At 66.2% G+C, this 22401-nt stretch carries 26 protein-coding genes; 16 read left to right on the forward strand and 10 right to left on the reverse strand.

What is annotated here, in order from left to right:
- Positions 1-230 precede the first annotated feature (230 nt).
- The 5 genes from BJ970_RS33340 to BJ970_RS33355 all read left to right on the forward strand — a co-directional run bounded on the left by BJ970_RS33340 (position 231) and on the right by BJ970_RS33355 (position 2056).
- Positions 231-566: a hypothetical protein gene (locus tag BJ970_RS33340; RefSeq protein WP_184731622.1), complete on the forward strand. Its 336-nt coding sequence runs from the start codon at positions 231-233 to the stop codon at positions 564-566.
- 424 nt (positions 567-990) lie between these two features.
- On the forward strand, positions 991-1272 hold the full coding sequence (locus tag BJ970_RS33345) for a hypothetical protein (protein WP_184731624.1): 282 nt from the start codon (positions 991-993) through the stop codon (positions 1270-1272).
- A gap of 122 nt (positions 1273-1394) precedes the next feature.
- Entirely contained in the window at positions 1395-1571 is a 177-nt protein-coding gene (locus tag BJ970_RS37390) for a hypothetical protein (protein WP_221468364.1), read from the forward strand.
- A complete protein-coding gene (locus BJ970_RS33350; protein WP_221468365.1) occupies positions 1565-1729 on the forward strand; it encodes a hypothetical protein in 165 nt (54 codons plus the stop codon). The genes BJ970_RS37390 and BJ970_RS33350 overlap by 7 nt, the downstream gene beginning before the upstream one ends.
- An 81-nt stretch (positions 1730-1810) precedes the next feature.
- Positions 1811-2056: a DUF397 domain-containing protein gene (locus BJ970_RS33355; RefSeq protein WP_184731627.1), complete on the forward strand. Its 246-nt coding sequence runs from the start codon at positions 1811-1813 to the stop codon at positions 2054-2056.
- Between the two features lie 295 nt (positions 2057-2351).
- Here the strand turns inward: BJ970_RS33355 and BJ970_RS37395 are convergent, their stop codons facing one another.
- Positions 2352-2492 carry a hypothetical protein gene (locus BJ970_RS37395; protein ID WP_221468366.1) on the reverse strand — a complete coding sequence of 47 codons (141 nt, stop codon included), beginning with the start codon at positions 2490-2492 and terminating at the stop codon, positions 2352-2354.
- A 197-nt stretch (positions 2493-2689) separates the two neighbouring features.
- Between BJ970_RS37395 and BJ970_RS33365 the strand changes: the two genes are divergently transcribed.
- The 4 genes from BJ970_RS33365 (at position 2690) to BJ970_RS33380 (ending at position 5633) form a co-directional block, all read left to right on the forward strand.
- A complete protein-coding gene (locus BJ970_RS33365; RefSeq protein WP_184731629.1) occupies positions 2690-3799 on the forward strand; it encodes an AI-2E family transporter in 1110 nt (369 codons plus the stop codon).
- Positions 3800-3998: 199 nt separating this feature from the next.
- Positions 3999-4952 (forward strand): DUF5996 family protein, encoded by a 954-nt coding sequence (locus tag BJ970_RS33370; protein WP_184731631.1) that lies wholly within the window; start codon positions 3999-4001, stop codon positions 4950-4952.
- Positions 4953-5052: 100 nt separating this feature from the next.
- On the forward strand, positions 5053-5259 hold the full coding sequence (locus tag BJ970_RS33375) for an SDR family NAD(P)-dependent oxidoreductase (protein WP_184731633.1): 207 nt from the start codon (positions 5053-5055) through the stop codon (positions 5257-5259).
- The gene (locus tag BJ970_RS33380) at positions 5256-5633 is read left to right on the forward strand and encodes a DUF2255 family protein (protein ID WP_184731635.1); all 378 of its coding nucleotides are present in this window, start codon (positions 5256-5258) and stop codon (positions 5631-5633) included. The genes BJ970_RS33375 and BJ970_RS33380 overlap by 4 nt, the downstream gene beginning before the upstream one ends.
- 138 nt (positions 5634-5771) lie before the next feature.
- Here the strand turns inward: BJ970_RS33380 and BJ970_RS38520 are convergent, their stop codons facing one another.
- From BJ970_RS38520 to BJ970_RS33400, 4 genes are all read right to left on the reverse strand, one after another.
- Positions 5772-6209: an Imm1 family immunity protein gene (locus tag BJ970_RS38520; protein ID WP_221468367.1), complete on the reverse strand. Its 438-nt coding sequence runs from the start codon at positions 6207-6209 to the stop codon at positions 5772-5774.
- Positions 6210-6228: 19 nt separating this feature from the next.
- Positions 6229-6426 carry a DddA-like double-stranded DNA deaminase toxin gene (locus tag BJ970_RS40280; RefSeq protein WP_221468368.1) on the reverse strand — a complete coding sequence of 66 codons (198 nt, stop codon included), beginning with the start codon at positions 6424-6426 and terminating at the stop codon, positions 6229-6231.
- A 31-nt stretch (positions 6427-6457) separates the two neighbouring features.
- Positions 6458-6748 carry a WXG100 family type VII secretion target gene (locus tag BJ970_RS33395; protein ID WP_184731639.1) on the reverse strand — a complete coding sequence of 97 codons (291 nt, stop codon included), beginning with the start codon at positions 6746-6748 and terminating at the stop codon, positions 6458-6460.
- Positions 6749-6842: 94 nt separating this feature from the next.
- Positions 6843-7214, reverse strand: a complete 372-nt coding sequence (locus tag BJ970_RS33400) for a hypothetical protein (RefSeq protein WP_184731642.1) — start codon at positions 7212-7214, stop codon at positions 6843-6845.
- Positions 7215-7870: 656 nt separating this feature from the next.
- On the opposite strand from BJ970_RS33400, the gene BJ970_RS39245 reads away from it, so the two are divergent.
- Complete coding sequence (locus tag BJ970_RS39245; protein WP_184731644.1) at positions 7871-8290, forward strand: beta family protein; 420 nt, start codon at positions 7871-7873, stop codon at positions 8288-8290.
- Between the two features lie 179 nt (positions 8291-8469).
- Here BJ970_RS39245 and BJ970_RS33410 read toward each other — a convergent pair whose 3' ends face one another.
- On the reverse strand, positions 8470-9408 hold the full coding sequence (locus tag BJ970_RS33410; protein WP_184731646.1) for an AraC family transcriptional regulator: 939 nt from the start codon (positions 9406-9408) through the stop codon (positions 8470-8472).
- 140 nt (positions 9409-9548) lie between these two features.
- On the opposite strand from BJ970_RS33410, the gene BJ970_RS33415 reads away from it, so the two are divergent.
- The 6 genes from BJ970_RS33415 to BJ970_RS33440 all read left to right on the forward strand — a co-directional run bounded on the left by BJ970_RS33415 (position 9549) and on the right by BJ970_RS33440 (position 17653).
- Entirely contained in the window at positions 9549-10772 is a 1224-nt protein-coding gene (locus BJ970_RS33415) for a cytochrome P450 (protein ID WP_184731648.1), read from the forward strand.
- A 2-nt stretch (positions 10773-10774) separates the two neighbouring features.
- On the forward strand, positions 10775-11779 hold the full coding sequence (locus BJ970_RS33420; protein WP_184731651.1) for a 2Fe-2S iron-sulfur cluster-binding protein: 1005 nt from the start codon (positions 10775-10777) through the stop codon (positions 11777-11779).
- A 387-nt stretch (positions 11780-12166) separates the two neighbouring features.
- A complete protein-coding gene (locus tag BJ970_RS33425) occupies positions 12167-12352 on the forward strand; it encodes a hypothetical protein (RefSeq protein ID WP_184731653.1) in 186 nt (61 codons plus the stop codon).
- Between the two features lie 98 nt (positions 12353-12450).
- Positions 12451-15087 (forward strand): HAD family hydrolase, encoded by a 2637-nt coding sequence (locus BJ970_RS33430; protein ID WP_184731654.1) that lies wholly within the window; start codon positions 12451-12453, stop codon positions 15085-15087.
- Entirely contained in the window at positions 15084-16163 is a 1080-nt protein-coding gene (locus tag BJ970_RS33435; RefSeq protein WP_184731656.1) for a class I SAM-dependent methyltransferase, read from the forward strand. The genes BJ970_RS33430 and BJ970_RS33435 overlap by 4 nt, the downstream gene beginning before the upstream one ends.
- A 38-nt stretch (positions 16164-16201) precedes the next feature.
- Entirely contained in the window at positions 16202-17653 is a 1452-nt protein-coding gene (locus BJ970_RS33440) for a glucosyltransferase (protein WP_246471937.1), read from the forward strand.
- A gap of 143 nt (positions 17654-17796) precedes the next feature.
- Here BJ970_RS33440 and BJ970_RS33445 read toward each other — a convergent pair whose 3' ends face one another.
- The 4 genes from BJ970_RS33445 to BJ970_RS33460 all read right to left on the reverse strand — a co-directional run bounded on the left by BJ970_RS33445 (position 17797) and on the right by BJ970_RS33460 (position 22235).
- The gene (locus tag BJ970_RS33445) at positions 17797-18507 is read right to left on the reverse strand and encodes a GntR family transcriptional regulator (protein WP_184731658.1); all 711 of its coding nucleotides are present in this window, start codon (positions 18505-18507) and stop codon (positions 17797-17799) included.
- A 100-nt stretch (positions 18508-18607) separates the two neighbouring features.
- Positions 18608-20302: a dihydroxy-acid dehydratase gene (locus BJ970_RS33450; protein WP_184731659.1), complete on the reverse strand. Its 1695-nt coding sequence runs from the start codon at positions 20300-20302 to the stop codon at positions 18608-18610.
- Positions 20303-20375: 73 nt separating this feature from the next.
- Entirely contained in the window at positions 20376-21350 is a 975-nt protein-coding gene (locus BJ970_RS33455) for a cyclase family protein (protein WP_184731661.1), read from the reverse strand.
- A gap of 15 nt (positions 21351-21365) precedes the next feature.
- Positions 21366-22235, reverse strand: coding sequence for a carbon-nitrogen hydrolase family protein (locus BJ970_RS33460; protein ID WP_184731663.1), 870 nt, complete (start codon positions 22233-22235; stop codon positions 21366-21368).
- Positions 22236-22401 lie beyond the last annotated feature (166 nt).

Consider the following 22401-nt stretch of genomic DNA (forward strand, 5'->3'; position numbering starts at 1 on the left):
GAAAAGGCCGCTACGACATGGGTGGTAAGCGAACGGGAAAAGAGCTGCCATGCGCTACGTACAGCACGGGTGGCGGGTGCTGCCAGGATCACTATACGACGGGACACAGTACGTCGTGCCTACCAAGGAGTCCCGGGGTGGTGCGCGATGACCCTGTCACTACTGGAGGTCTCCCCTCTGCCCGAGCACAAGCTGACTGGGTTCACCACCGAGCACGGGAGGGCCGTCTGATGACCCGTGTTGGCGCCGAGACCGGGCTGCCCCCGGCCGAGCACGACATGGTCGGTGTGGGCGTATTCCGCGACCTTGAACACCGGATCTTCGCCGGTGCCCGGCCAATTGCCGTCCGTGGCCGGATCGCTTACTGGTCAGCGTGCAACTCGCCTGCGTTTCCGTCCAACGGCGAGAGCTTTTCCGCACGGACTCCGACCAAGTGCCAGGACTGTGCACGTGCCCACCTTGCGGATGCGCAACGGCTGCCGCTCCCAGCGCCCTCCGCTGTGGCAAACCGTGGGTTCGGCACTGTGACCGGCCAGTTGAGCACTGTGGAAGGGATCGCGTCGTGAGTTCCGAACTTCCCGAGCCGGTCGGTGGTGGTTGCAACGCTGAGACCCGTCAGCTACCGCAGCGCTTCGTGTCGTCGCGGACGTCCCTCAGCGGGTGCCGATACCTCTGGAGAGGGCCGGCGTATGTGCCCGCGACCACGGCCCCATACGCCGCATCACTTCGAGGAAACCTTTATTTCTCAACAGACTCTGCCGGGTTGTTCTTGCTGACTTTCTCGGCACGCGTCCTGACGCTGATCGAGATCTGCGATGAGAAGAAGGACAATCGGTGCACGGCAGATGCCGTCCGGACACGCCCGCGTCGCGGCCCCCCAGGCGATCCCGCGCTGGTGCCCAGCGTGGGCACAGACGCTACCGGGGACCGCTCGCCCATCCAAGAAAACAAGACGCTGCCCATGGGGCAGCACGACCAGAAAGCATCGCCATGAACGAGTACACCTGGCGGCAGTCCGGGCTGGACGCCCTCAGCCACGCCTTTGCTTCCGAAGGCGGATTCATCCACACCGTCGAATCCGAATCACAGACCCCAGCTGAAGTTGCGGAGTACCACGTAAGCGCCTGCCGCGAAATGCTCCCGCTGGCATTCGTGATGTACCAAGGCGGCGGCGCCCCGTGTGAGGTATGCCAAAACGCCACCACATATGAAAAGTCGCCGGAACTCCGCACCGGAAGTGTCATCGATCTGAACCGACAACCCATCCGCTGATTCAAGCTCCGGCCCGCCGCCGCTGCACTCCCCCTCCCACATCGGCGGCGGGCCGGTCCCGCATGCGCGCACTCGCCGCCGGGACAGAAGAACCCTAAAACTTGCGGTCGTCACTCGTTGCCGTGCGTGAGAACAGTCTTCGGCGTCTGACCGATTGCCCGCATTTGGGTGATCTCGCCGAGGCCGGCGTAGTTGGGGCCCGCTATCCGGGCGATCGGCCGCATCGCCACCGTGTTGATCTAGCCATCGACCAGAAGCCCATCGCGGACATGAATGGCGAGGATTTCCGCGCGTGGTGATCGGCTCCTGGGACAAGTACAACGGCGCCGTGTGCTCGCTGTGGGATGTGGCGCGCGACCGTCGTTTCAACCACTACGTCGAGGTCATCCCCGAGGTACTGATGTCTGAGACGGACGCCCTGCTCAACACCTACCTCGACAAACCGCAAGCGTCCTGACCTCGCCGTCGAGTAGGCAGCCGTGGTCAATGGCCATAGTGGACAGAGGAAGTCGTCCCTTCATGGTGCAATGATCAGCTGGTGACGGCTGAGCGTTGTGCTACCCGTGCTGCCGAACCTCGGCCAAGCACTCCGGGCAGAACGGGTAATGGCGACGCGGGAAGTAACTGCGTCGAAGTCGCTCCGCTGCACGACGGCAGGATCGCCGTACGCAACAGCAAACATCCCGAAGCGGGCGTCGTGTTCTTCACCCTCGCCGAGATGGACGCCTGGATCAAAGGATGCGAGGTGGGCGAGTTCGACGATCTAGCAGACACGGGTCGATGATCACTCAGATCGCTCGCAGCCCTGGCCGCGCGACATGAACCGAGCCCCAGCGACAATTCCGGACGGGAGTCGCGATGCCGCTGAGTAAGCGGCCAATCGGCACGTTTCTTGATCTTGTGTCGGTCAAGCCCACGTGCCCGGTGGTGGGCCACGGTGGGTAACGATCCCGCCGTGGCCCTACTCCTGCCACGTCTGTGACTCCGGCGGTGACGCCATAGCAACGGCCAGTCTGCGGCGCTCCCCGGATGACCAAGGCCTGCTCCGGAATGATTTCCAGATTCCGGAAACGGCACGTCTAGGCGGTCGCGTAGGTTTCCGGGATGGCGGCAAGCTCGGCCCACGGCAGGTCCGACTCGGTGAGGGCGACATTCGATGCGGGCACCCGGGTGTAGTCGGCATTGTTCGCTTCGCTCGACGCCGGCGGAGATGCCGCCACCAGCGGGGTCCCCCCAAGAGGGATGGACTCGCCTGGAGACCGGCAGCGGACGGCCAGGCGGCCTGTGAAAATGCGCGAGTAGGCGCCGACCTTCAAGATGTGTGCGCTGGGTTACCGACCCGGCGGAAGAAATCCTACGGGCCTTGCAGCGCAGTCCCCTAACGGTGCTGGTTCGATGCGACCGGTGGGAGGAGACGGTGACGACGGATCCCACCGCCGAGCCCGCCGATGGCGGCGAGCAGCGTTGTGCTGCGGGGACTCATCAGCCCGAGTCACCGGAGCCGACACGCCGGCCTTCGCCGTTCATCACGGGCATGACAGCGGCGGCCGGCGTGGCGGTGACCTACGGCGTCGTCCAGCTGATCATCACCGCGCGGCAGGTGCTGATCCTCATCGGTCTGGCCTTTTTCCTCGCGATGAGCTTGGAACCAACGGTGTCGTGGTTGATACGACACCGGCTGCCCAGGTGGACCGCGGTGCTCAGTGTGCTGGTCGTTGCCGTGGGCGTGGTGGCCGGATTCCTCGCGGCGGCGATCCCGCCCCTGATCACTCAAGCGGGACAGTTCGCCGTGCGGGTGCCGGAATATCTCAGCAGCCTCCAAGACCCACGAACCACGCTCGGGCGGCTCGATGCCCAGTTCGAGGTCCACCAGCGCGTGCAGCAGCTGCTCAGCGGACAAAGCGCAACCCTGGCACAGGGACTGCTGGGGGCCGGACAGCTGTTGTTCGGCGTGCTTTCCGGATCGGTCGTCGTCGCGGTGCTCGTGGTGTACTTCCTGGCCGCGATGCCGAGAATCCTGCAAACGCTGTACCGGCTGGTACCAGCACAGCGGCGGCCCCACGCCATGCGGATCGGCGACGAAGTCTTCGACCAGACCGGTGGGTACCTGCTCGGCAATCTGATCACCTCCCTGATCGCCGGCACGACCAGCTTCATCTGGTTGGTGATTTTCGGCGTGCCGTTTCCGCTGCTGCTGGCGGTGCTCGTCGCGCTCCTGGACCTGGTTCCGGTAGCCGGCACCATTCTTGCCGGGGTGATCGTTACGTTGGTCTCCCTGACCGTATCGGTGCCGGTTGCGCTGGCCACCGTGGCCTTCCTGGTCGTCTACCGGATCGTCGAGGATTACCTACTCGTGCCAAAGATCATCGGCCGGGCCGTGCAGGTGCCTGCCGCCGCCACAGTCGTCGCCGTCCTGCTCGGTGCCGCTCTGCTGGGAATCATCGGGGCATTGATCGCCATTCCCGTAGCCGCAGTGATCAGGCTCCTCCTGCGCGAGCTCGTGCAGCCACGCCTGGACCGCGCATGATGCGCATCGGTTGTCCTTGCGGGCGTGGGCAGTCGAGCGGACGGCGAAACCGCGCAGATGATCTGGGCTGGCGGCGCTATCGCGTCGATTGATGCGATGTGGGTTTTGGGTACCCGCTGCGTGTCAGCGCGGCTCGTGCGACGCGAGTCGCCAAGTATGCCCGGAAAAGAAACCGAACACCTCACCGAAGGCGCCAGCCATGACCAGCACCCAGAACGTCCGATCCGGACGCGCCGAGACCTGGCCGAGTCTTCCGGTCGATGAGTGGGCCGCCACCCGCGACACACTGCACATGTGGACCCAGATTGTGGGCAAGATTCGCCTGGCGCTGGCACCGATGGTCAACCACTGGTGGCAAGTTCCGCTGTACGTCTCCCCCCGGGGCCTGACCACCTCGGCGATTCCCTACCGGGCGAACCTCTTCGATATGGAGTTCGATTTCATCGAACACCAGCTGCGGATTCGCTCCAGCGGCGGCGACCAGCGCCAGGTGGCCCTGGAACCGAAGTCGGTGGCCTCGTTTTATCGCGAGACCACGACGGCGCTCGCCGAGCTCGAGATCGAGGTACCGATCTGGCCCGACCCCGTCGAGGTGCAGCGTGCCATCCCGTTCGCCGACGACACGAAACACGCCTCCTACAACCCCGAGCACGCCCGGCGGTTCTGGGCGCAACTCACCGCCGCGCACCAGGTGATCAGCCAGTTCCGGTCCCGGTTCATCGGTAAGACCAGCCCTGTGCACTTCTTCTGGGGTTCCATGGACCTCGCCTGCACCCGGTTCAGCGGCCGCCCCGCACCACGGCATCCCGGAGGTGCGCTTAACTTGGGCAACTGGGTCATGGTCGAGGCCTACTCCCACGAGCTGTCCAGCTGCGGATTCTGGCCCGGTGGCAGCCAGGAGGGCACCTTCTACTCCTACGCCTACCCCGAACCCGAGGGCTACGCCGAGCATCCGGTGAAACCACAGGCTGCGGCCTACAGCACGGAATTCGGCGAGTTCCTTCTGCCGTATGAAGCCGTGCGCACAGCAGCGGACCCCGAGCAGTCCCTGCTCAACTTCCTGCAAACGACCTACGAAGCCGCCGCAGACAACGCAAACTGGTACCGCGACGCGCTCGAAGACCGCCCGGAACGCCGCGCCGCACCCCGCTGACCGCGCGTCACCACGTTTGGTCAGCCACCGTGTTCCGAGGACGAACGGCCCAGGTGACCGGGCTTGGGTACGGGCACCCTCGATGGCGGAGGGATGCTTTATGGGCCAGCTCAATGGGAAGGTCGCCGTGGTTACCGGCGGGTCGGAGGGTATTGGCGCGGCCACTGCTCGGCGTTTCGCCTCGGAAGGGGCGTCCGTGTTCGTCTCCGGGCGACGTCAGGCCGAGTTGGATACCACGGTGAAGGAGATCAACTCGAAGCACAACGGCGGGCAGGCCATCATCGCAACAAGAAGGAGACACCGATGAGGACGTGGACGAGCACCGAACTGAACAAGATCGCGGAAGCGGACGAACTAGAGTTGGCGTCACTGCGCCGCAACGACACGCTGCGAAACCCGGTGACCATCTGGGTCGTCCGCAACGACGAGGACCTGTTCGTCCGCGCATACAAGGGACGCGCAAGCTCCTGGTTCCGCGGCACCCAGGTCCGCCACGAAGGCCACATCCAGGCTGGCGGCATCGACAAGGACGTCACCTTCGTCGAAGAAACCGACGACGACATCAACAACCAGATCGACGACACCTACCGCGCCAAGTACCGCCGCTACGGCGCACGCTACGTCGACCCCATGGTCAGCCCCGAGGCGCGAGCCACGACGATCAAACTGCTACCGCGCTAAAAAGTAGCGTTCCACAACGCCTCTTGATGGACGTTCACCTGCCCTGCTCTAGGGCATCCGGTCCCTCCCAGCCGGACACAGGAACGGCCGCCCACGTCGGGCAGGACGCGGGGGCCGTTTTCGTGTGCGTGCACCCGGTCAGTAGTAGGGCCCTTCCTGCCACTGCACATTGCTCGGCCTACGCCCTGTGCGGCAGTACTCGAACAGGGCGTCCTGGATCACGTCCAGCGGCAGCAACGTGTCAGCCGGAAAGTAGTAGTCGGACTGGATATCGAACCGGATTCGCGGCGGGTTCGCCGGTGGTGATTCGGTGCAGGAATCGAAGCAGCCGTCATCCTCAGAGCCTTCGAAACCCGCCCAGTTAAGCGCCCCGTAGCCCGCAACCGGGTCAGTCGCAATCCGAAGTTGCGAAGGCGGCAACTCGTCGTTGTCCCCGTCCCCGCATGGCCTGTCCCAAACGTAGAACTTCGATGAGAAGTCGAGGTGTACGTCGCGGACCGCCGCCCGGACCAGCTCCGTGCATTCGCCAGCGGTGTAGGCGTGGCGTACCGTTTTGTCGATTACCGCCGACACCACCAGTTGCGTGGTGCTTGGGTCACGGTTGTGCCTTCCCTCTGATAGTCGTTGGACTGTCCTTGTCTGGGTCCCATACTACGAGCGTTGACCCTTGGGGCAGGATTGACTGAATAGCTGTTTTGCAGTTTGCGTAACCAACACACATCGGGTTGTTGACCACGACCACCCCGTACGTCTGCCCCGAGTCGCGCATACGCTGAGCCGCCTTGGTCTCCACGCGGAGTGCGTCGCAAAGACACGCACCCGCCTTAGACCTCCCAGATATTCGTATTCGACCGCACCGCTAATGCCTGATTACCATGCGCAGTCACCAACAGCCGGTGCATCTCGCGGACGTTCTCGCACATGCCTGCCACGGCTAGGTCCCACTCCTCTTGGGCCGCTTGGTAGGCGTCCGCAGCGTCACCCGACCAAGAACTCAGAAGCCGAGTCACCACGCCTTCGAGCTCGCCGAGCCGGGCATCGATCTCGTCGACCGCTCGCCGCAGTGCTTCTTCGCCCGCTTCGAGAGCACGGAAATCCACCGCAATACGGTCCACACGACCTCCCACATCAACTACAACACGACCGCATCGCTACCGACGAAGATCGGCAATCCGGCCGGAGTAGTTTGTTCATCAAGTCCGAGCTTCCTTACTCCTCGATGCGGAATTCGGGAGGCGTACTACTTTGGATCGCGACTTCCCCCCAATCTCCGCCAAGACGGTAGGTGTCGTCGTCGACGGTGAGGAAGTCGATGTTGCCTTGGTCGATCTCATCGTTTGCGTCGCGATAGGAGGCGTCGGTGCGGCTGATCCAGTCGATGACCGTGGTGCGGGTGAACGAGAGCGTCGCATTCACATAGCAGTACTGCTCATCCGGCGGCGGGGTATAGCGGGGGTGTTGTTCGGTGAGGACAGCATCCAGGTCAAAGGACAGGGAATCCCTTCCTTCGTGGATACCCAGCACGAAGCTGTCTTCGAGATAGACCTCGGCTAGCCCGGGAAGTGTCTGGTAGTCGTTCATGAACCGAGGTCCCAATCGATCGGTGTGTGGTTTCCAGGACTCTTGCGGGCGACCGGGTTGCCGTTGGGATCGACACGTTGGCCCGCGGCGTTGCGGATCTCGACATGAGGTGTCTCGCTTCCCGGCGCTCTCGGCGTGCCCTGTTTGAGGGTCAGGCGCACGACACCATTGTCGTCGACGTATTTGGGTGGCCCGTTCGGTGTCTGCGTCTTGTGCCATCCCTGCTCGTTGGCGTACTGCTCCAGTTCTGTGGCCTTGGGGACACGGCCGTTCCGAAAGTACGATGGTTTTCCGCGGCTATGCTCAAGCCTTGGCCGATTGCTCCCAGCAATCGGTGAGCGCGCACGAACCCGCCCAACGCGGCCTGGGCTGCGTTGGCATAGTCTGCGGCGAATTTCTTGCCCGACTGGTCCTGTCCGACTGTCTGGGTAGCGACAGCCAACCGCTGCAGCAGTCGACGATGAATGTCCTCGCGCTCGTCCTGCCCGGCCAGGAACCGACGGGCCACCGAATGCATATCCTCGGGACGGACATCGACCGGTGTGGCTGGTCCCGGCTCTGGCGGGGAGGCGAGCGCTCTTGGATCACTGGTCACACAGCTACAGTCGATTCGATCAAGACCATCGCAAGATCACCCAACAAGACCAGTCGCGCCGATGAAGTGTCTCCTTTTGAAGCGAAGCGGTCGACAGCGACAAGCAGCAGCACCTGCACGACTACGCTGCGCCGCCGTAACGCATGTCGAAGGAGACTGCTGGGGCCATTGCAAGAGATTCCGAAGCAAGCACGTCAATCTGAAGTACTCCTGCGGCGGCCGGTGGCTGTACTCGCGAGAGCCTATGAATGAGGTAGCGGAAGACGCCACGGCAGAGTCGGCGCGCGCTTCCACGTTCCGGGCGATCTGCCGCAATCTCGTCCACTCCGAGCCCTTTTCCGGGCCGAAGTTCTCCTGGGGCGATGGAGAGATCTCCACCGTCTTCGACGACCAAGCCCCGAAGTGGGGCGCGGTGAGCCGTCCGGTGGCATTGGCGACCTCCCATCACGTCGCCTACCTGGCCACACGGACCGCGACATGAATGCGCAACCGGCCGCAGGCCAACGAACGTGCAACGTAAAGCTTCTGTTCAGCGTCGACAGCCCGCGAAATCGGCGGTCCTGGTGCGGAGCTGGCGGCGATTTCGCCGACATCGGCGGGAGCGCGACCACGCGATGCACTGGATCTTCTTGCGGCGCAACGGAATTTGCGCTACCTGAATCACTGTCGAGCCTGCGACGGCGGCATGCCGTAGCGTCGGCGGTACGCTGCGGCGAATCGGCTGGCGCTGGAGAAGCTCCACCGGGCCGCCACGGTGCTTACCGTCAGCGACGGGTCGTCACGCAGGTCGGCTTCGGCTCGTTGCAGACGAATTCCGATCAGGTACTCCGTCGGCGTGCAGCCGAGCCACTGCCGGAAACCCTCCTGTAGTCGCCGGATGCTGGTGCCGGCCACCGCCGCCATCTCGCTCGCGGTCCACGCCCGGGCCGGGTCGTCGTGCAGTTGATCCACCACGCGCCTGATCGCGCGCGGCCGCGGCACGGAACCCGAGCCTGCCTCCGGGTAGCCCGCCAGGAGAAAGCCCGCGGCCAATGCCCCGGCCAGCTGGTCGCGGACGGGACCGCATTCACCGAACAGCTCGGAATCGTGCAGGTGGGCCGCTAGGCTTGCGACGAGCTGCCGCCACGCGCGTCCGCGGCCATCGGTCAGTTCCACCTGGTCGGGCAGGATGCTGCGGACGGTCGCTCGGTCGTCGCCGAGCACTCGTTCGGCCTCGCGGTCGAGCCACGCGCTGTCGAACTTTACGCCGAGCACGGTGCAGGTCGCGTCCCAGTGGCTGATCAGCGAGGGCGTGTCCGCCCGGAAAACCGTGGCCTGACCGGGAACGGATGTCACGGAGCCGTGCCGGCCCCGGCTCTGCAGGTGGCCGGTCAGCGGCAGGTTCACCTCGTAGGCGCAGGGGTAGTCGCACGCGATCCGGACGTCGGCGCCCCAACCGACGTGGCCGATCAGCACCGGGCCGAGGTCGAGCGTGCGCAGGGTCAGGCGGGGATCGCGGCCGCCGCCGATTATCCGCAGCTCGTGCGGAAAGTACGCCGCCGCCACCTCCCGGGATGCCTGGTCCCAGTCCCGGGGCGCGGAACCACGCCGTGCGCGCATGGCGGGGAGCATACCTGAGGCGCAGGTCACAAAATCGCCGCGCGATCCGTGCCGTCGCCGCGCGAATCGTGTCGCTCACCCGTCTCCACCGATCTACCGTCCCGTGCCATCCCGGACAACGACGTGGGAGGAGACGATCAATGACCACGACCGAGCGGCCCGATCTGTCCTGGCTGGACGACGTGACCATGACCGAGCTCGAACGCAACCCGTACAAGGTGTACGAGCGGCTGCGGGCCGAGGCTCCGCTGGCGTACGTCCCGGTGCTGGGGTCCTATGTCGCCTCCACCGCAGAGGTCTGCCGCGAGATCGCGACCAGCCCGGACTTCGAGGCGGTCATCACGCCGGCGGGTGGGCGGACCTTCGGGCACCCGGCGATCATCGGTGTCAACGGCGACGTCCACGCCGACCTGCGCTCCATGGTCGAGCCCGCCCTGCAGCCCGTCGAGGTAGACCGCTGGATCGACGACCTCGTCCGCCCGATCGCCCGCCGCTACCTGGAGCAGTTCGAGGATGACGGGCGCGCGGAACTGGTGGCGCAGTACTGCGAGCCGGTCAGCGTTCGCTCGCTCGGTGACCTCCTCGGCCTGCACGATGTCGACTCCGACAAGCTCCGCGAGTGGTTCGCGAAGCTGAACCGCTCCTTCACCAACGCCGCGGTGGACGAGAACGGCGAGTTCGCGAACCCGGAAGGCTTCGCCGAGGGCGACGCGGCCAAGGCCGAGATCCGCGCGATCGTCGATCCACTGATCGACAGGTGGATCGACGAGCCGACCGACAGCGCGATCTCCCACTGGCTGCACGACGGCATGCCGCCCGGGCAGACCCGCGACCGCGAGTACATCTACCCCACGATCTACGTCTACCTGCTCGGCGCGATGCAGGAGCCCGGCCACGGGATGGCCTCGACGCTGGTCGGCCTGTTCAGCAGGCCCGAGCAGCTGGCGCAGGTGGTCGACGACCCGGTGCTGATTCCGAGGGCGATCTCGGAGGGGCTGCGCTGGACGTCGCCGATCTGGTCGGCCACCGCCCGCATCTCCACGAGGCCGGTCACGATCGCGGGCGTGGACCTGCCGGCGGACACCCCGGTGATGCTGTCCTACGGATCGGCCAACCACGATACCGGGCAGTACGCCGCGCCGTCGAAGTACGACCTGCACCGCCCGCCGCTGCCGCACCTGGCTTTCGGCGCCGGCAACCACGCGTGCGCCGGCATCTACTTCGCGAACCACGTCATGCGGATCGCGCTTGAGGAGCTGTTCGAGGTCATCCCCAACTTGGCGCGGGACACCCGGGATGGGGTGGAGTTTTGGGGCTGGGGCTTCCGCGGCCCGACGAGCCTGCACGTGACGTGGGAGGTGTGAAGGTGAGCTTCGCGGTGAGCGTCGGCGGGCGCAGCGTCGAGTGCGCCGACGACCAGAGCCTGCTCGACGCATGTCTGCGGGCGGCGGTGTGGATGCCGAACTCCTGCAACCAGGGCACGTGCGGCACCTGCAAGCTCCGGGTGCTCTCCGGCGAGGTCGACCACGGCGCCTCGCCGCTGGACACGCTCACCGACGACGAGCGGCGTGCCGGCCTGGCCCTGGCCTGCCAGGCCCGCCCCGTCTCCGACGTCGAGCTGAGCAGTCCCGGGTCGACCGGGCGTGCCACGCACGCGTTGCAGGATCTGGTCGCCACGGTCCTGGAGGTCTCCGACATCGCGCGCGACACCCGCCGCGTGCTGCTGGGCCTGCCCGAGCCGCTGGCCTTCGAGGCCGGGCAGTACGTCGAGCTGGTCGTGCCGGGATCGGGCGCGCGCCGCCAGTACTCACTGGCCAACACCGCCGACGAGAACAAGGTCCTGGAGCTGCACGTTCGGCGGGTTCCCGGCGGCCTCGCCACCGACGGATGGCTGTTCGACGGGCTGGCGGCCGGGGATCGGGTTGCCGCCTCGGGCCCGCTCGGCGACTTCCACCTCCCACCGGAGGCGGATGACGACGGCGGCCCGATGGCGCTCGTCGGCGGCGGGACGGGACTCGCGCCACTGGTCGGCATCGCCCGGACCGCCCTGCGCCGGCACCCCGACCGTGTAGTGCTGCTCTATCACGGCGTGCGGGGCGCCGCCGACCTCTACGACCTCGACCGCTTCGCGGAGCTGCCGGAGTTGCACCCGAACTTCCGGTTCGTCCCGGTGCTCTCCCATGAGCCCGACCCGGCGTATCGCAGCGGTTTCCCGACCGACGCCTTCGTCGAGGACGTCGCCAGCGGACGCGGCTGGTCCGGGTGGCTGTGCGGGCCGCCGGCAATGGTGGAGGCCGGAGTCACGGCCTTCAAGCGCAGGCGGATGTCGCCACGACGGATCCACCGGGAGAAGTTCACGCCGACCGAGTAACCGTGTGGCCCGTTTGCCCGCCCGGTAAGCCGAATCCCTCGCTGCAACAAACAATCTCAGCCAACGGGCAACCGAAACGCGCCCGCTCGACCATCAATTAGTCCGATGTGGACAGTTTGGTGTGCCGGGTCCGGTCGCGGTAAGTTCCACGAACAATTGGACGAACTCGCCGAAGAGCTCGATGACACTCGCCGCTACCAGGAGCAAACGGGGCGAACACCCGAGCGCATGGTGTGGATTCCGCGTGACTACGGTGCAGCGCGTGGCAAGTTGCGCGATTGCGACTGCTGCCATCACACCAATAGCTGATGACGGCTCCAAGCGCGTCTTTTCGGCGAGCGACCGGCGCCTTCGTTGCCCACACTGCTCTTAGGGGGCAACTTCAGCATGAGCGCAGCTCGTGAGCACGGCGACCAGGTAAGCCGTGCAACCACCACCGGCGTTTCCGCGGATGTCTCGCGGGACCCCGACGAAATCGTCGCCAGGCTGGGGCGTCGCCTTGGTGATACTTCACAGGCCCAATACAGCGAGCGCCGGACTGGGGCGGCGGTCGGTGACCAGCGAGACGAGTGATCAAGCTCAGGCGATCGAACTGTTGCTCGCAGCGGTCCTGAGCAGCATGCGCGGATGCGGCGATCTGACGAATGTGCAGTGAATTTGGGGGAGAGGCCATGCGGTCGAGGCAAGGGCACAGTCCGCAGTTGCAAGACCTGTGCCGGATCATCGGCGACGGCTCCTGTGCCGCTGTGTCATTCGATGTGTTCGATACCGTGCTGTGGCGGCGGGTTCCGCGTCCGGCGGACGTTTTCGGCCTGCTCGGCGGTCGACTTCGCCGGGCGGAAGTCTGTCCGCCGTGGCTAGGCGACGCCGCATTCCGACGCATGCGCATCGACGCCGAGCGGGAGGCGCGCCGTTGCCGCGGTTCGTTGGGCAGCGAGGTCTCGCTGTTCGACATCTGGCGGCGGATGCCACTGAGCTTGTTCGGCGGGATGGAGCTTGAGGAGCTTGTGCAGGCCGAGGTCGAGTTCGAACACGCGCTGACGGTCGTGGACCTGGACATCGCTTCGGTCGCGGACCTGGCGCGCAAGGAGTGCATTCCGGTCGTGTTGGTGTCCGACACCTACTTCACCGAGGACCAGCTGTCCTACCTGCTGACCCGGCCGGAACTCGAGTCGCTGGAGGGCGTGCGCGTGTTCCGCTCGCACGCGCACGGCGTGAACAAGGCGGACGGCCTGTGGCCCGTCGTGTTGAACGAGCTCGGGCTGCGCCCCGAGCAGTTGGTGCACGTCGGCGATGACCGGAGAGCAGATCACAAAGTCCCGGGTGCGCTCGGGATCCGCGCGGTCCACTACCGGAAGGGGGGCAGTGGTTTCGGCGAGTTGCTGGAGCGCGAGCACCGGGACACTGACCTGCTGGGATCGTTCGACCCGCTCCTGGATCCCGAGCACGGTGACTTCGGGCTGACGAGCTTGCGCGCGAAGATCCTTCAGGCCGGTGCTCGACATGACACCACACCGGAGGGCGCTGCCTGGCGATACGGGGCCGCGGTGCTCGGGCCCGTCTTGACGGGTTTCGCCGAGTGGGTGGCACGGACCGCGCACGACGCCGGAACCCCTGTGGTGTGGTGTCCGATGCGGGAGGGCGAGCTGCTGGCGGCGATGGTCAACGAAGCCGCCCGCGTTCGAGGGCTGGCCGTGGAGGCGAAGCCCTTGTGGTTGTCGCGGCACGTGACGTCGATGGCCATCGTGGACTCGGCCGACCGGCAGTCGCTCGCCGCGTTGATCGGGCGCGGTTATCGGCTGAGCGTGCGAGAAGTGCTCGACATGCTGGGCCTGCGGCCGGGCGAGGTGCCTTGCCTGGCGCACATGCTCGATACGATCCTGGACAACGGCCACACCGTCGACCGGGTCTGCGACGCGTTGACCGAGACCCCGAACCTGCGCAACCGGCTGGCGACGACGACCGCGGCGAGCCGGGGACGCCTCGTTACCGCGCTGCGCGGCTGCGGAGCCCTGGACCAGCCGGAACTGGTGCTGGTCGACCTCGGGTGGGCCGGCACGACCCAGCGGCAACTCGCGCAGGCGCTGCGCTTGGCCGGAGTCGACGTCCAGGTTTCGGGTCTGTACCTGGCGACCCACGAGGGTGCCTCGCAGGTGCACATGGCCGGGCTGCGCCTGGAGAGCTATCTGTCCCAGGCCGGTCAGCCCGCCGAGGTCGCGCTCCCGGCCGCGCGCAGCCCCGAGGTGCTCGAACAGTCCGTCAACGCCACGTGTGGCTCGTTGATCGACTACTCCGACGACGGGCAGCCGATCCTGGGGCCCTGGGTGGACGATCCCCGCCAAACCGCGCAACGCCATGCGGTCCGCGACGGCGTGCTGTCCTTCCAGCAGATGTGGAACCGCTACGCCGAGAACTCGACATGGAACTGTCCGGAACTGAGCGGGTCGGCGAGCAGGCAACTCGGCACGATCCTCGCGCGCGCGTTGCGCGCACCCACGGCGGACGAAGCCGCGTTGTTCGGCGGCTGGCGACACGAGGACAACTTCGGGTCTTCGGTCATCACGCATCTCCTGCCTGAAGACCTTGTCGCAGCCCTCCCCTACCTGTCGCCCGGCGGCCTCGAAGAGCTCGACATGCGGGACGCCTTCTGGCCACGGCTCATCGCCGCGTCCGACACCCGCCTGGCCGCCGCGGCCCACGCCCTGGACACCGGGCTGCTCGACGCCGACGTATTCGAGCCTTCTATCTCGCCCTGCGAGACGCGGCTTCGCTGGCGGACTCCGGGAGGCAGTTGGCACGACGGCGTGCGGCGACCGGTGCGGATCAACCACAATGGCCTGTCCTTCGCACGGCTCGTGCTCCACGAACACGACGTCGCGGAGGTGGCGCTGGCGATACCGGGAAGACCGGCGATCGTGCGGGTGGACTGGATCGAGGCCAAAGTCTTCGTTGCGGGTCGCAACGTGCCCTCGGTATTGCGCTGGGACACCGCCGAGGACATCGCTTCGCTGGTCATGGCCGAGTGCGTTTATCTCGGCGGCAACGTCGTCGAGTTCGAGTCACCGCATTCGGCGCTGTGGCTGCCGCTGGCCGCCCGCAGCGGCGGCCCGGTTAGTTCCGCGCAGATCAGCATCGGTTTCGCGATGCTGCCGCGTTCGATGTCGCGGCTGGAGCCCCGGATCCCTCCCGCGGCGCGCGTAGCCAGGCTCGCTCAGCGGGCGCGCGCGGAATACCGTGACCGTGGTCTCGTCGGCCTCGTGGCCGGGGCCGGCCGGATCTTCTCCCGGCGCTTGGCGGGTGTCCGATGAGCACCGCATCCGACTGCCCGCATCGCATCGGCAGCAGGCACGATCCGCACGCGCAGGCCCGCGAGGCGCGTCGGCAGCCGCTGCTGCTGCACTCGATGTCGGTCTACCGCGAGTTGTTCGAGGTCATCTTCGAGCACCGCACGATCACCACAATCGTCGAGATCGGAGTGGAGTCCGGCCACGGCAGCGCGATGTACGCCGAGCTCGGTGCCTCCGATGTGTACTGCGTAGAGCCAGAGCCCTCCGACGAGCTCAGGGCATACGCGTGCGAACACGATGCCCTCCACCTGGTGGAGATCCCTTCCCCCAAAGCGCTGGAGACGATCCCGCCGGCCGATCTGTACATAGTGGATGGTGATCACAATTACGCCGTGGTGCGGCGGGAGCTCGACTGGATCCTCACCCACGCCCCGGACGCGGTCATCGTGCTGCACGACGTGCTGTGGCCCTGCGCACGACGAGACCTCTACTACGAACCGCTGTCGATACCGCCGGAGGAACGGCATCCGGCCAGTGCGGACGGACCCACCGTCTGGCAGGACGAACTGACCCCCGCCGGCCTGGTCGGGCTGGGCGCGTTCCGTACCGCGGAGCACGCTGGTGGGGAACGCAATGGCGTTATGACCGCGGTCGAGGACGCACTGGAGCAATCGGATGACCGGTGGCACTGCGAACTCGTTCCCGCGGTCTTCGGACTCGGGGTTCTCGTCAGGCGCACGGACATCAGCGCCGACAAGCTCCTGGAAGCCCTGCGCCCCTACGGACGGTCACGCCTGCTCGCGGCGATGGAGAACAATCGGATAGCCCTTTACACCCGGGTCCTCCAACTCCAGTACGAGGCGGCGGCGCACGCCATGGATGCCGACCGGCTCGCGGAAGAGATCGCTCGCGCATCAAGCGAGAAGAACAACATCGCAACCGCCCTGGACGACGCCGTTGCCCGACACTCCGCAGAAATGGAATCGCTGCGCCGAAAGAACAACCTGCTGGAACAACAGATCGAGGAACTGGCCAACCGGACGATCGCCAGCCGCGTCCGGACGCTGTTTCGACGGGGCGCTACCAGGGGTTCATAGCATCGCTAACAATTCTCCCCGCTAGCAAAAGGATTCCGATGACGGCTAGGCAGGAAGAACTGTCGTCAAGTGCCAAGGACACGACGGGTTGTGCTGGCCAGACACGGGATTTCCGGCACCGGCTCCGCGTGGTCCTTTATTGCGCTTGTTGGGTCGTGGCGACGACCTACCTGCAACTGGCCCGCGGTTCGGGTCGCGCGGCGGACGTCATCTGGGCCGAGGACGGCGGCGTCTTCTTCAACCAGGCGATACGCCACCCGCTGTGGCACAACATCTTTGTACCGCACGCCGGGTACCTGCAAGTGATCGCCCGTGTCGCGGTGCAACCGGCAGCGCACCTGCCGCTGTCATGGGTGGCCTGGTGGCTGGCCGGGATCGCCGCACTCACCGTCGCGTTCGTCTCCTTGGTGGTGTGGTTCGCCAGCGTTCGGGTCGTTCGGTCGTGGTGGGCTCGGGCGCTGCTCACAGCCTTGGTGCCCCTGCTGCCCCAAGCGGGGTTCGAGGTCAATGCCACCGTGTGCAACCTGCACTGGTACCTCGCCTACGCGGCGTTCTGGGTGCTGCTGGCGGCTTCGAATTCGTGGAGAGGACAGCTCGGCGCTTTGTTCGTGGTTGCCCTGGCCGCGCTATCCGACCCACTGACGGCGCTGGTGCTGCCGGCTGCGGTCGTGGGGGTGCTCCGGTCCCCCAGGCGGCGCCTCGCCCTGATCGCGCCGGTCGGCATGATCGTCGCACTGGCCTCGCAGGCGTGGGTACACCTCACTCGGACGGTCCCGTACCGGGCGAGTCCGACCGATTTCGCCGAGCTACCGCGAATCTACGCGGCGAGGGTGGCGCTGCCTTCGGCAACCGGTGATCGACTGCTCGGACCGATCCATGAGCGACTCGGTATGCCGGTGGTCGTGCTCGCCGGGGCGCTGGTCTGTGCCGCACTGATCGCCCTGGTGCTCAATGCCGACCGAAAGACACGCCTGGTCGCGTTCTTGTCGCTCGCCGTGTCCGTCGCGTTCCTCTTCGTACCGGTCGGTCTCCGTGGCACGGCCGGATTTTTCGACGGCAACGAACTCGGACTCGCGGGGTCGCGGTACACGATCGTTCCAATCCTCATGCTGTGGACAGCAATGGTCATGGTCCTGGACCGCCTTGCCGACCGCGCACTTCCCACGGGCGCGCCTGGGCTGATAGGGACAACGACGGTCGCGGTGCTCGCGGTCCAACTGATCACCGACTGGGGCGGCCCAACGGTGCGTGCCAACGGTCCTTCCTGGCAAGCCGAAGTACGTGCCGCACAGGTCAATTGCCAGGGCCCGCCCGGATCACACGGCTTCCAGGAAACCGCCGTCGTCGCCGAGGCACACGGTAAGACCTCAGCACCGATTGTTCCCGCGCCCGACGACATCACGATCTCGCTCTCGCCGTTGCCACCGGCCGGGGCCTCGCCACTGTTCGCCGTCGTAGTTCCGTGCGCGAAACTACGCGACATCAGATGATCGCCAGCACCCGCAACCGGATGCATGCGGCGTCTGAGTTCCGCTACCCGCTCCGCAGGCCACTTGGGAAAACTACTCCAAAGCCCCGGGACCCAACCGTCACGATCACGGCCGGGGAAGCCCACACCACGGAAAGACTCCTGCTAGGGAAGCAGTTTCAACCGCGCGACGGGGGGCTGATAGTCCTCGCCGGCCTCGGTTGAGTCGAGTGACTGCTGCACCAGCACTTTGAGCGTGCCAATGAGATGGTCCTGCACCGCCTCGCCGGCACCGGTCGCATCCTTGGCGAGAATGGCGTCGTAAATCCTTTCGTGGGCGGCGAGGATGTCGGCGAGCGTTCGCGTCTTGATCGTGGAAAGACCCAGTGCGTGCATCTGCGAGCGCGTGTTGGCCACCACTTGGACGACTCGCTCGTTGCCCGCCGCGCGGACAATTGTCTCGTGAAAGACCACATCGTGCTGCTGAAAGAGGCGTTCGTCGCCGGCATCGCTCGCCTTGCGCATCCCGGCGAACGCCTTCTTGAAGACCGCGCGATCGCGATCGTTCATGTGCGTGGCCGCGCGATAGGCGGAAGGCGCCTCCAGTAGCAGCCTCAGCGAATAGATCTCTTCGATGTCCTTGACCGACAGTTCGAGGATGCGCACGCCACGGCTGCGTTCGAACCGGACCATGCCATTGGCCGCGAACTGCAGCAGTGCCTCACGCACGGGTGTGCGTGACACGCCTAGCTGGCTCGCGATGTCCACGACCGAGTACAGCGAGCCGGGCACCAATTCCCCGGAAAGGATGGCAGTCCTGATCCGCTCGAAAACCCGCTCGGTCAAGGAGGCGTTGTCGCCCGACAGTGGCTTCACGCGTTCTTACCCTTTCCGTCGACCAGCGAGGAACCAGCTTTGCCCGCCCAATTTCGCCAGCATGTCAAGAGTGCCATCGCTCCCCTACCCCCTTGTCAGCCTACAAGAACGACAGGTCAGCACCTTGACTGGCCGGTAGGACCGTCTCGGCGTAGAGCCGCCGCCAGCCACGAGCCGGCGGCGGCGCGGGCGTGAACTCGCGCAGGCGTCGCGACAGCTCGTCCTCGTCCACGAGAAGGTCGATCCGCCGCGCCGGAATGTCCAGCCGGATGAGGTCGCCGTTGCGCACCGCCGCGAGCGGCCCGCCCGCCGCGGCCTCGGGATCGCAGTGCAGCACGACGGTTCCGTAGGAGGTGCCGCTCATCCTCCCGTCGGAAACCCTGACCATGTCGCGAACTCCCCGGCGCGCCAGTTTCGCCGGAATCGGCAACGCCCCGGCCTCGGGCATGCCGGCGGCGATCGGTCCGGCCATGCGTAGCACGAGTACGTGATCCGGGGTGATGTCAAGATCGGGGTCGTCCAGCACCGCGGCGATGTCCTGCCCGGCATCGAGGACGAAGGCCGGGCCGGTGTGCTGCAACAGTTCCGGGCTCGCGGCCGACGTCTTGATCACCGCGCCGTTCGGGCAGAGAGAACCGGTCAGCACCGCGAGCGCGCCGGGCGGACCGAGCGGATCGTCGAGCGGCCGGATGACGTCTCGCGTGGCCTCGTGGGGCCGGACGTCGCTTAGCAGTTCGGCCAGGGAACGCCCGGTGACGCCGACCGTCGACGTTTCCAGGTGCGGTTCAAGCTCATTGAGCAGTACCGGGACCCCACCGGACCGATGGAAGTCCGGCATGTAATTGGCGCCGGACGGTTTGCAGTCCACGAGGAGCGGAACCTTAGCGCCGATGGTGTCGAAGTCGGCGAGCGACAGCTCGACACCCGCTCGCCGAGCCACCGCGATCAGGTGAACCAGCGCGTTGGTGGAACCGCCGAGGGCGGCCAGGACCTTGATGGCGTTTTCGAACGCGGCCCTGGTAAGGACATCCCGGGGTTTCGGCGCGCCCTGCCGGGCCAGTTCGACGGCGCGCCGCCCGGTGGCGACGCCGTGCCGTAGCCGTGCGCCGGTCGGCGCGCCAGGGGTGGCTCCGCCCGGGAGCATCATGCCGAGTGTTTCGGTCAGGCAGGCCATCGTCGACGCGGTACCCATGACCGCACAGGTGCCTGCGGTCGTCACCAGCTCGCTGCGCGCCTCGGTGATCTCCGCGGTGTCCAGCTCACCGGCCCGGTGGCTCGCCCACAGCCGGCGGCAGTCGGTGCAGGCGCCCAGCCGTTGCCCGCGCCAACTGCCCGTCATCATCGGCCCCACGACTTCCAGCAGCACCGGCTTGTCCGACGACGCCGCGGCCATCAGCTGCGCCGGGACGGTCTTGTCGCATCCGCCGAGCAGCACGGCCGCGTCCATCGGCAGCGCCTGGATCATCTCTTCGGTGTCCATCGCCATGAGGTTCCGGAACAGCATGGAGGTCGGCGAGGTGAGGATCTCGCCGAGCGAGATCGTGGGAAACTCCATGGGCAGCCCGCCGGCTTCGAGAACCCCCCGCCGCACCGCCTCCAGGAGGGCCGGCATATCGCGGTGGCACGTGTTGTAGTCCGACGTGGTCACCGCGATCCCGATCACGGGCCGGTCGAGGTCGACGTCGTCGTATCCGCGGGAGGCGAGAAACGCGCGGCGCAGGAACCGGCTGAACCCCTCGTCTCCGTACGAGGTCCGGCTGTGGTCGACCGCGGACGTGAACTCATTCTCAGACATGGTGGAACTCGCCTCACTTGTGGACAGCTGTCGCGGTGGACAACGGGTCGCGGTGGACAACGGGTCGCGGTGCTCAGCTGGTCAGCGGCATCGCGATTGGTCGCATCGGCGCGCCGGTCGCGCCTCGGATCTTCAGGCCAGCGCCGATGAAGGCGAACTCGTGGAGCGACTCCGCGGCGAGCTGTTCGCAGTCGACGAGCTCCATGATCGGCACCCCGGCCTCCCCGAGAAGATAGGTATGGACTGTTTGCCAGTTCTCCGGATCGTCGGCCGGCATCTGCTCAAGCGCGGAGTTATCGCCGCCGATCAACGCGGCTCCCGCCCGGGCCAGGAACCGAGCGCCGTCCAGGTTCAGGCCCGGACTGTTGTCGATATAGCGCGCCGGATCCGGCCACTGGGTCATCCGTCCGGTCCGGACCAGTGCGATGTCCCCGGGCAAGAACGTGGTGCCCTGCCGTTCCAGCGCGGCGCGCAGGTCGTCGGCACCGATCCCGTAATTGGCGGGCAGCATGTCCACGCCGTGCAGTCCGGCCACGTCGAAGAGCACGCCGCGGCCGATAATGGGCGGAATCTTGTCGGCGCCGCACTTGGTCCAATGCCGCGAGCTCAGATGCTGCGCCGCGGAGAACCCGTTCCATATTTCGCCGTGGTAGCCGAAGTGGTTGAGCGTGTCGATATGCGTTCCGGTATGGGTGTACATCGACACCGCGTCGCCGGAATAGGACACCAGCCGGTTTTGCGCGTCCCCGGCGCCGGTCAGGTCGTCGAGGATCGTGCCGTCGGGCGTGTGGGTCATCCACTGCTGGAACGCCGGGTCGCCGGCCTTGACCCACGACGGCATGCCCACGAACATGTCGACGGACAAGTCGATCGCGGCACCGCCATCCGCCCGCCGGATCACCTCCCGCGCCGATTCCGGCGACAGCAGGTTGAGCATGCCGATCTCGTCGTCGGCGCCGAACGGGCTCTTGGTCACCTTCCGGAACTCGGCGGCGTACGCCGCGATCTTGCGGCGCGTCGTCTCGGTGATCAGCTCAGGTCCACACACGACCAATCTCCTTTCCTACCGTGCCTCGCGGGTTGACGACTCGACGGGACGCGTAATCTCGGTGTACTGAGCGGGTTTGCGCTCCGCGAAGATGCCGAGCTCGTATTCGCCGGGAATCTTCACGAGCTTCTTCTGGCGCGCCTGGGCCAGGTCCACCTCGGTGCCGAAGACTCCGTGATCATTTCCGGCGTTGATCAACACCTCTCCGGCGGGCGAGACCACCTGGCTCTGGCCTAGGAAAGTCGTGCCGTTCTCGTCGCCGGCTCGGTCGGCGACCGCGAGGTAGACGAGATTCTCCAGGGCTCGGACCCGGGTGACGTGGTCGGCGAGAAAGACGGCGTCCTGCGGCCAAGCGGTCGGCATCGCGATGATGTCCGCTCCTTGCAGGGCGAGCACCCGCGCCGATTCGGGGAAGCGGAGATCGAAGCAGATCATCACGCCGATGCGGCCGATCGGGGTCGTCACGACGCGGGGTGCCTCGCCGCGACCGGGCTCGACGAAGCGATCGGCGCCGAGGTAGGGCAGGTGCTGTTTGCGATAGGTTCCGAGCACGCCGTCCGGTCCAAGGGTCGCCGCACAGTTGTAGAGCGCGTCGCCATCGGCTTCGAGAAACCCGACCACCGCGACGGTCGACGCGCGGCGGCATGCCCGCACGAGGTGTTCGATTCGTTGGTCACCCAGGCCGATCGCCACCTGCTCGGCCTCGGCACGCGCGGCGAACATGTAACCACTGAGCGTGCATTCCGGAAACACGACGAGATCATTGCCCGCCGCCCCGGCCAATTCGATCGCGTCAATCGTGGCGCAGAGGTTGACGTCGAGATTCGGTCCCGCCGAAGGTAGTTGGGCAACCGCGACCCGTACCGCTTCATCCGTCCGACTCAAGGCCCAGACCACCACCCTTCTCGCTCCGGTCGATATTGGCATGCTGCATGCTACATATCAATGCCTTGACATGCTGCATGCAGCATGTCACTCTCATCGGCATTCTGGAAGTCATTGACGCAGGTCAGGGACTGGTCGGCGGCGCCAATTCGCCCAACGGCGGGAT

It is taken from the genome of Saccharopolyspora phatthalungensis (assembly GCF_014203395.1).
Classification (GTDB): Bacteria; Actinomycetota; Actinomycetes; order Mycobacteriales; family Pseudonocardiaceae; genus Saccharopolyspora; species Saccharopolyspora phatthalungensis.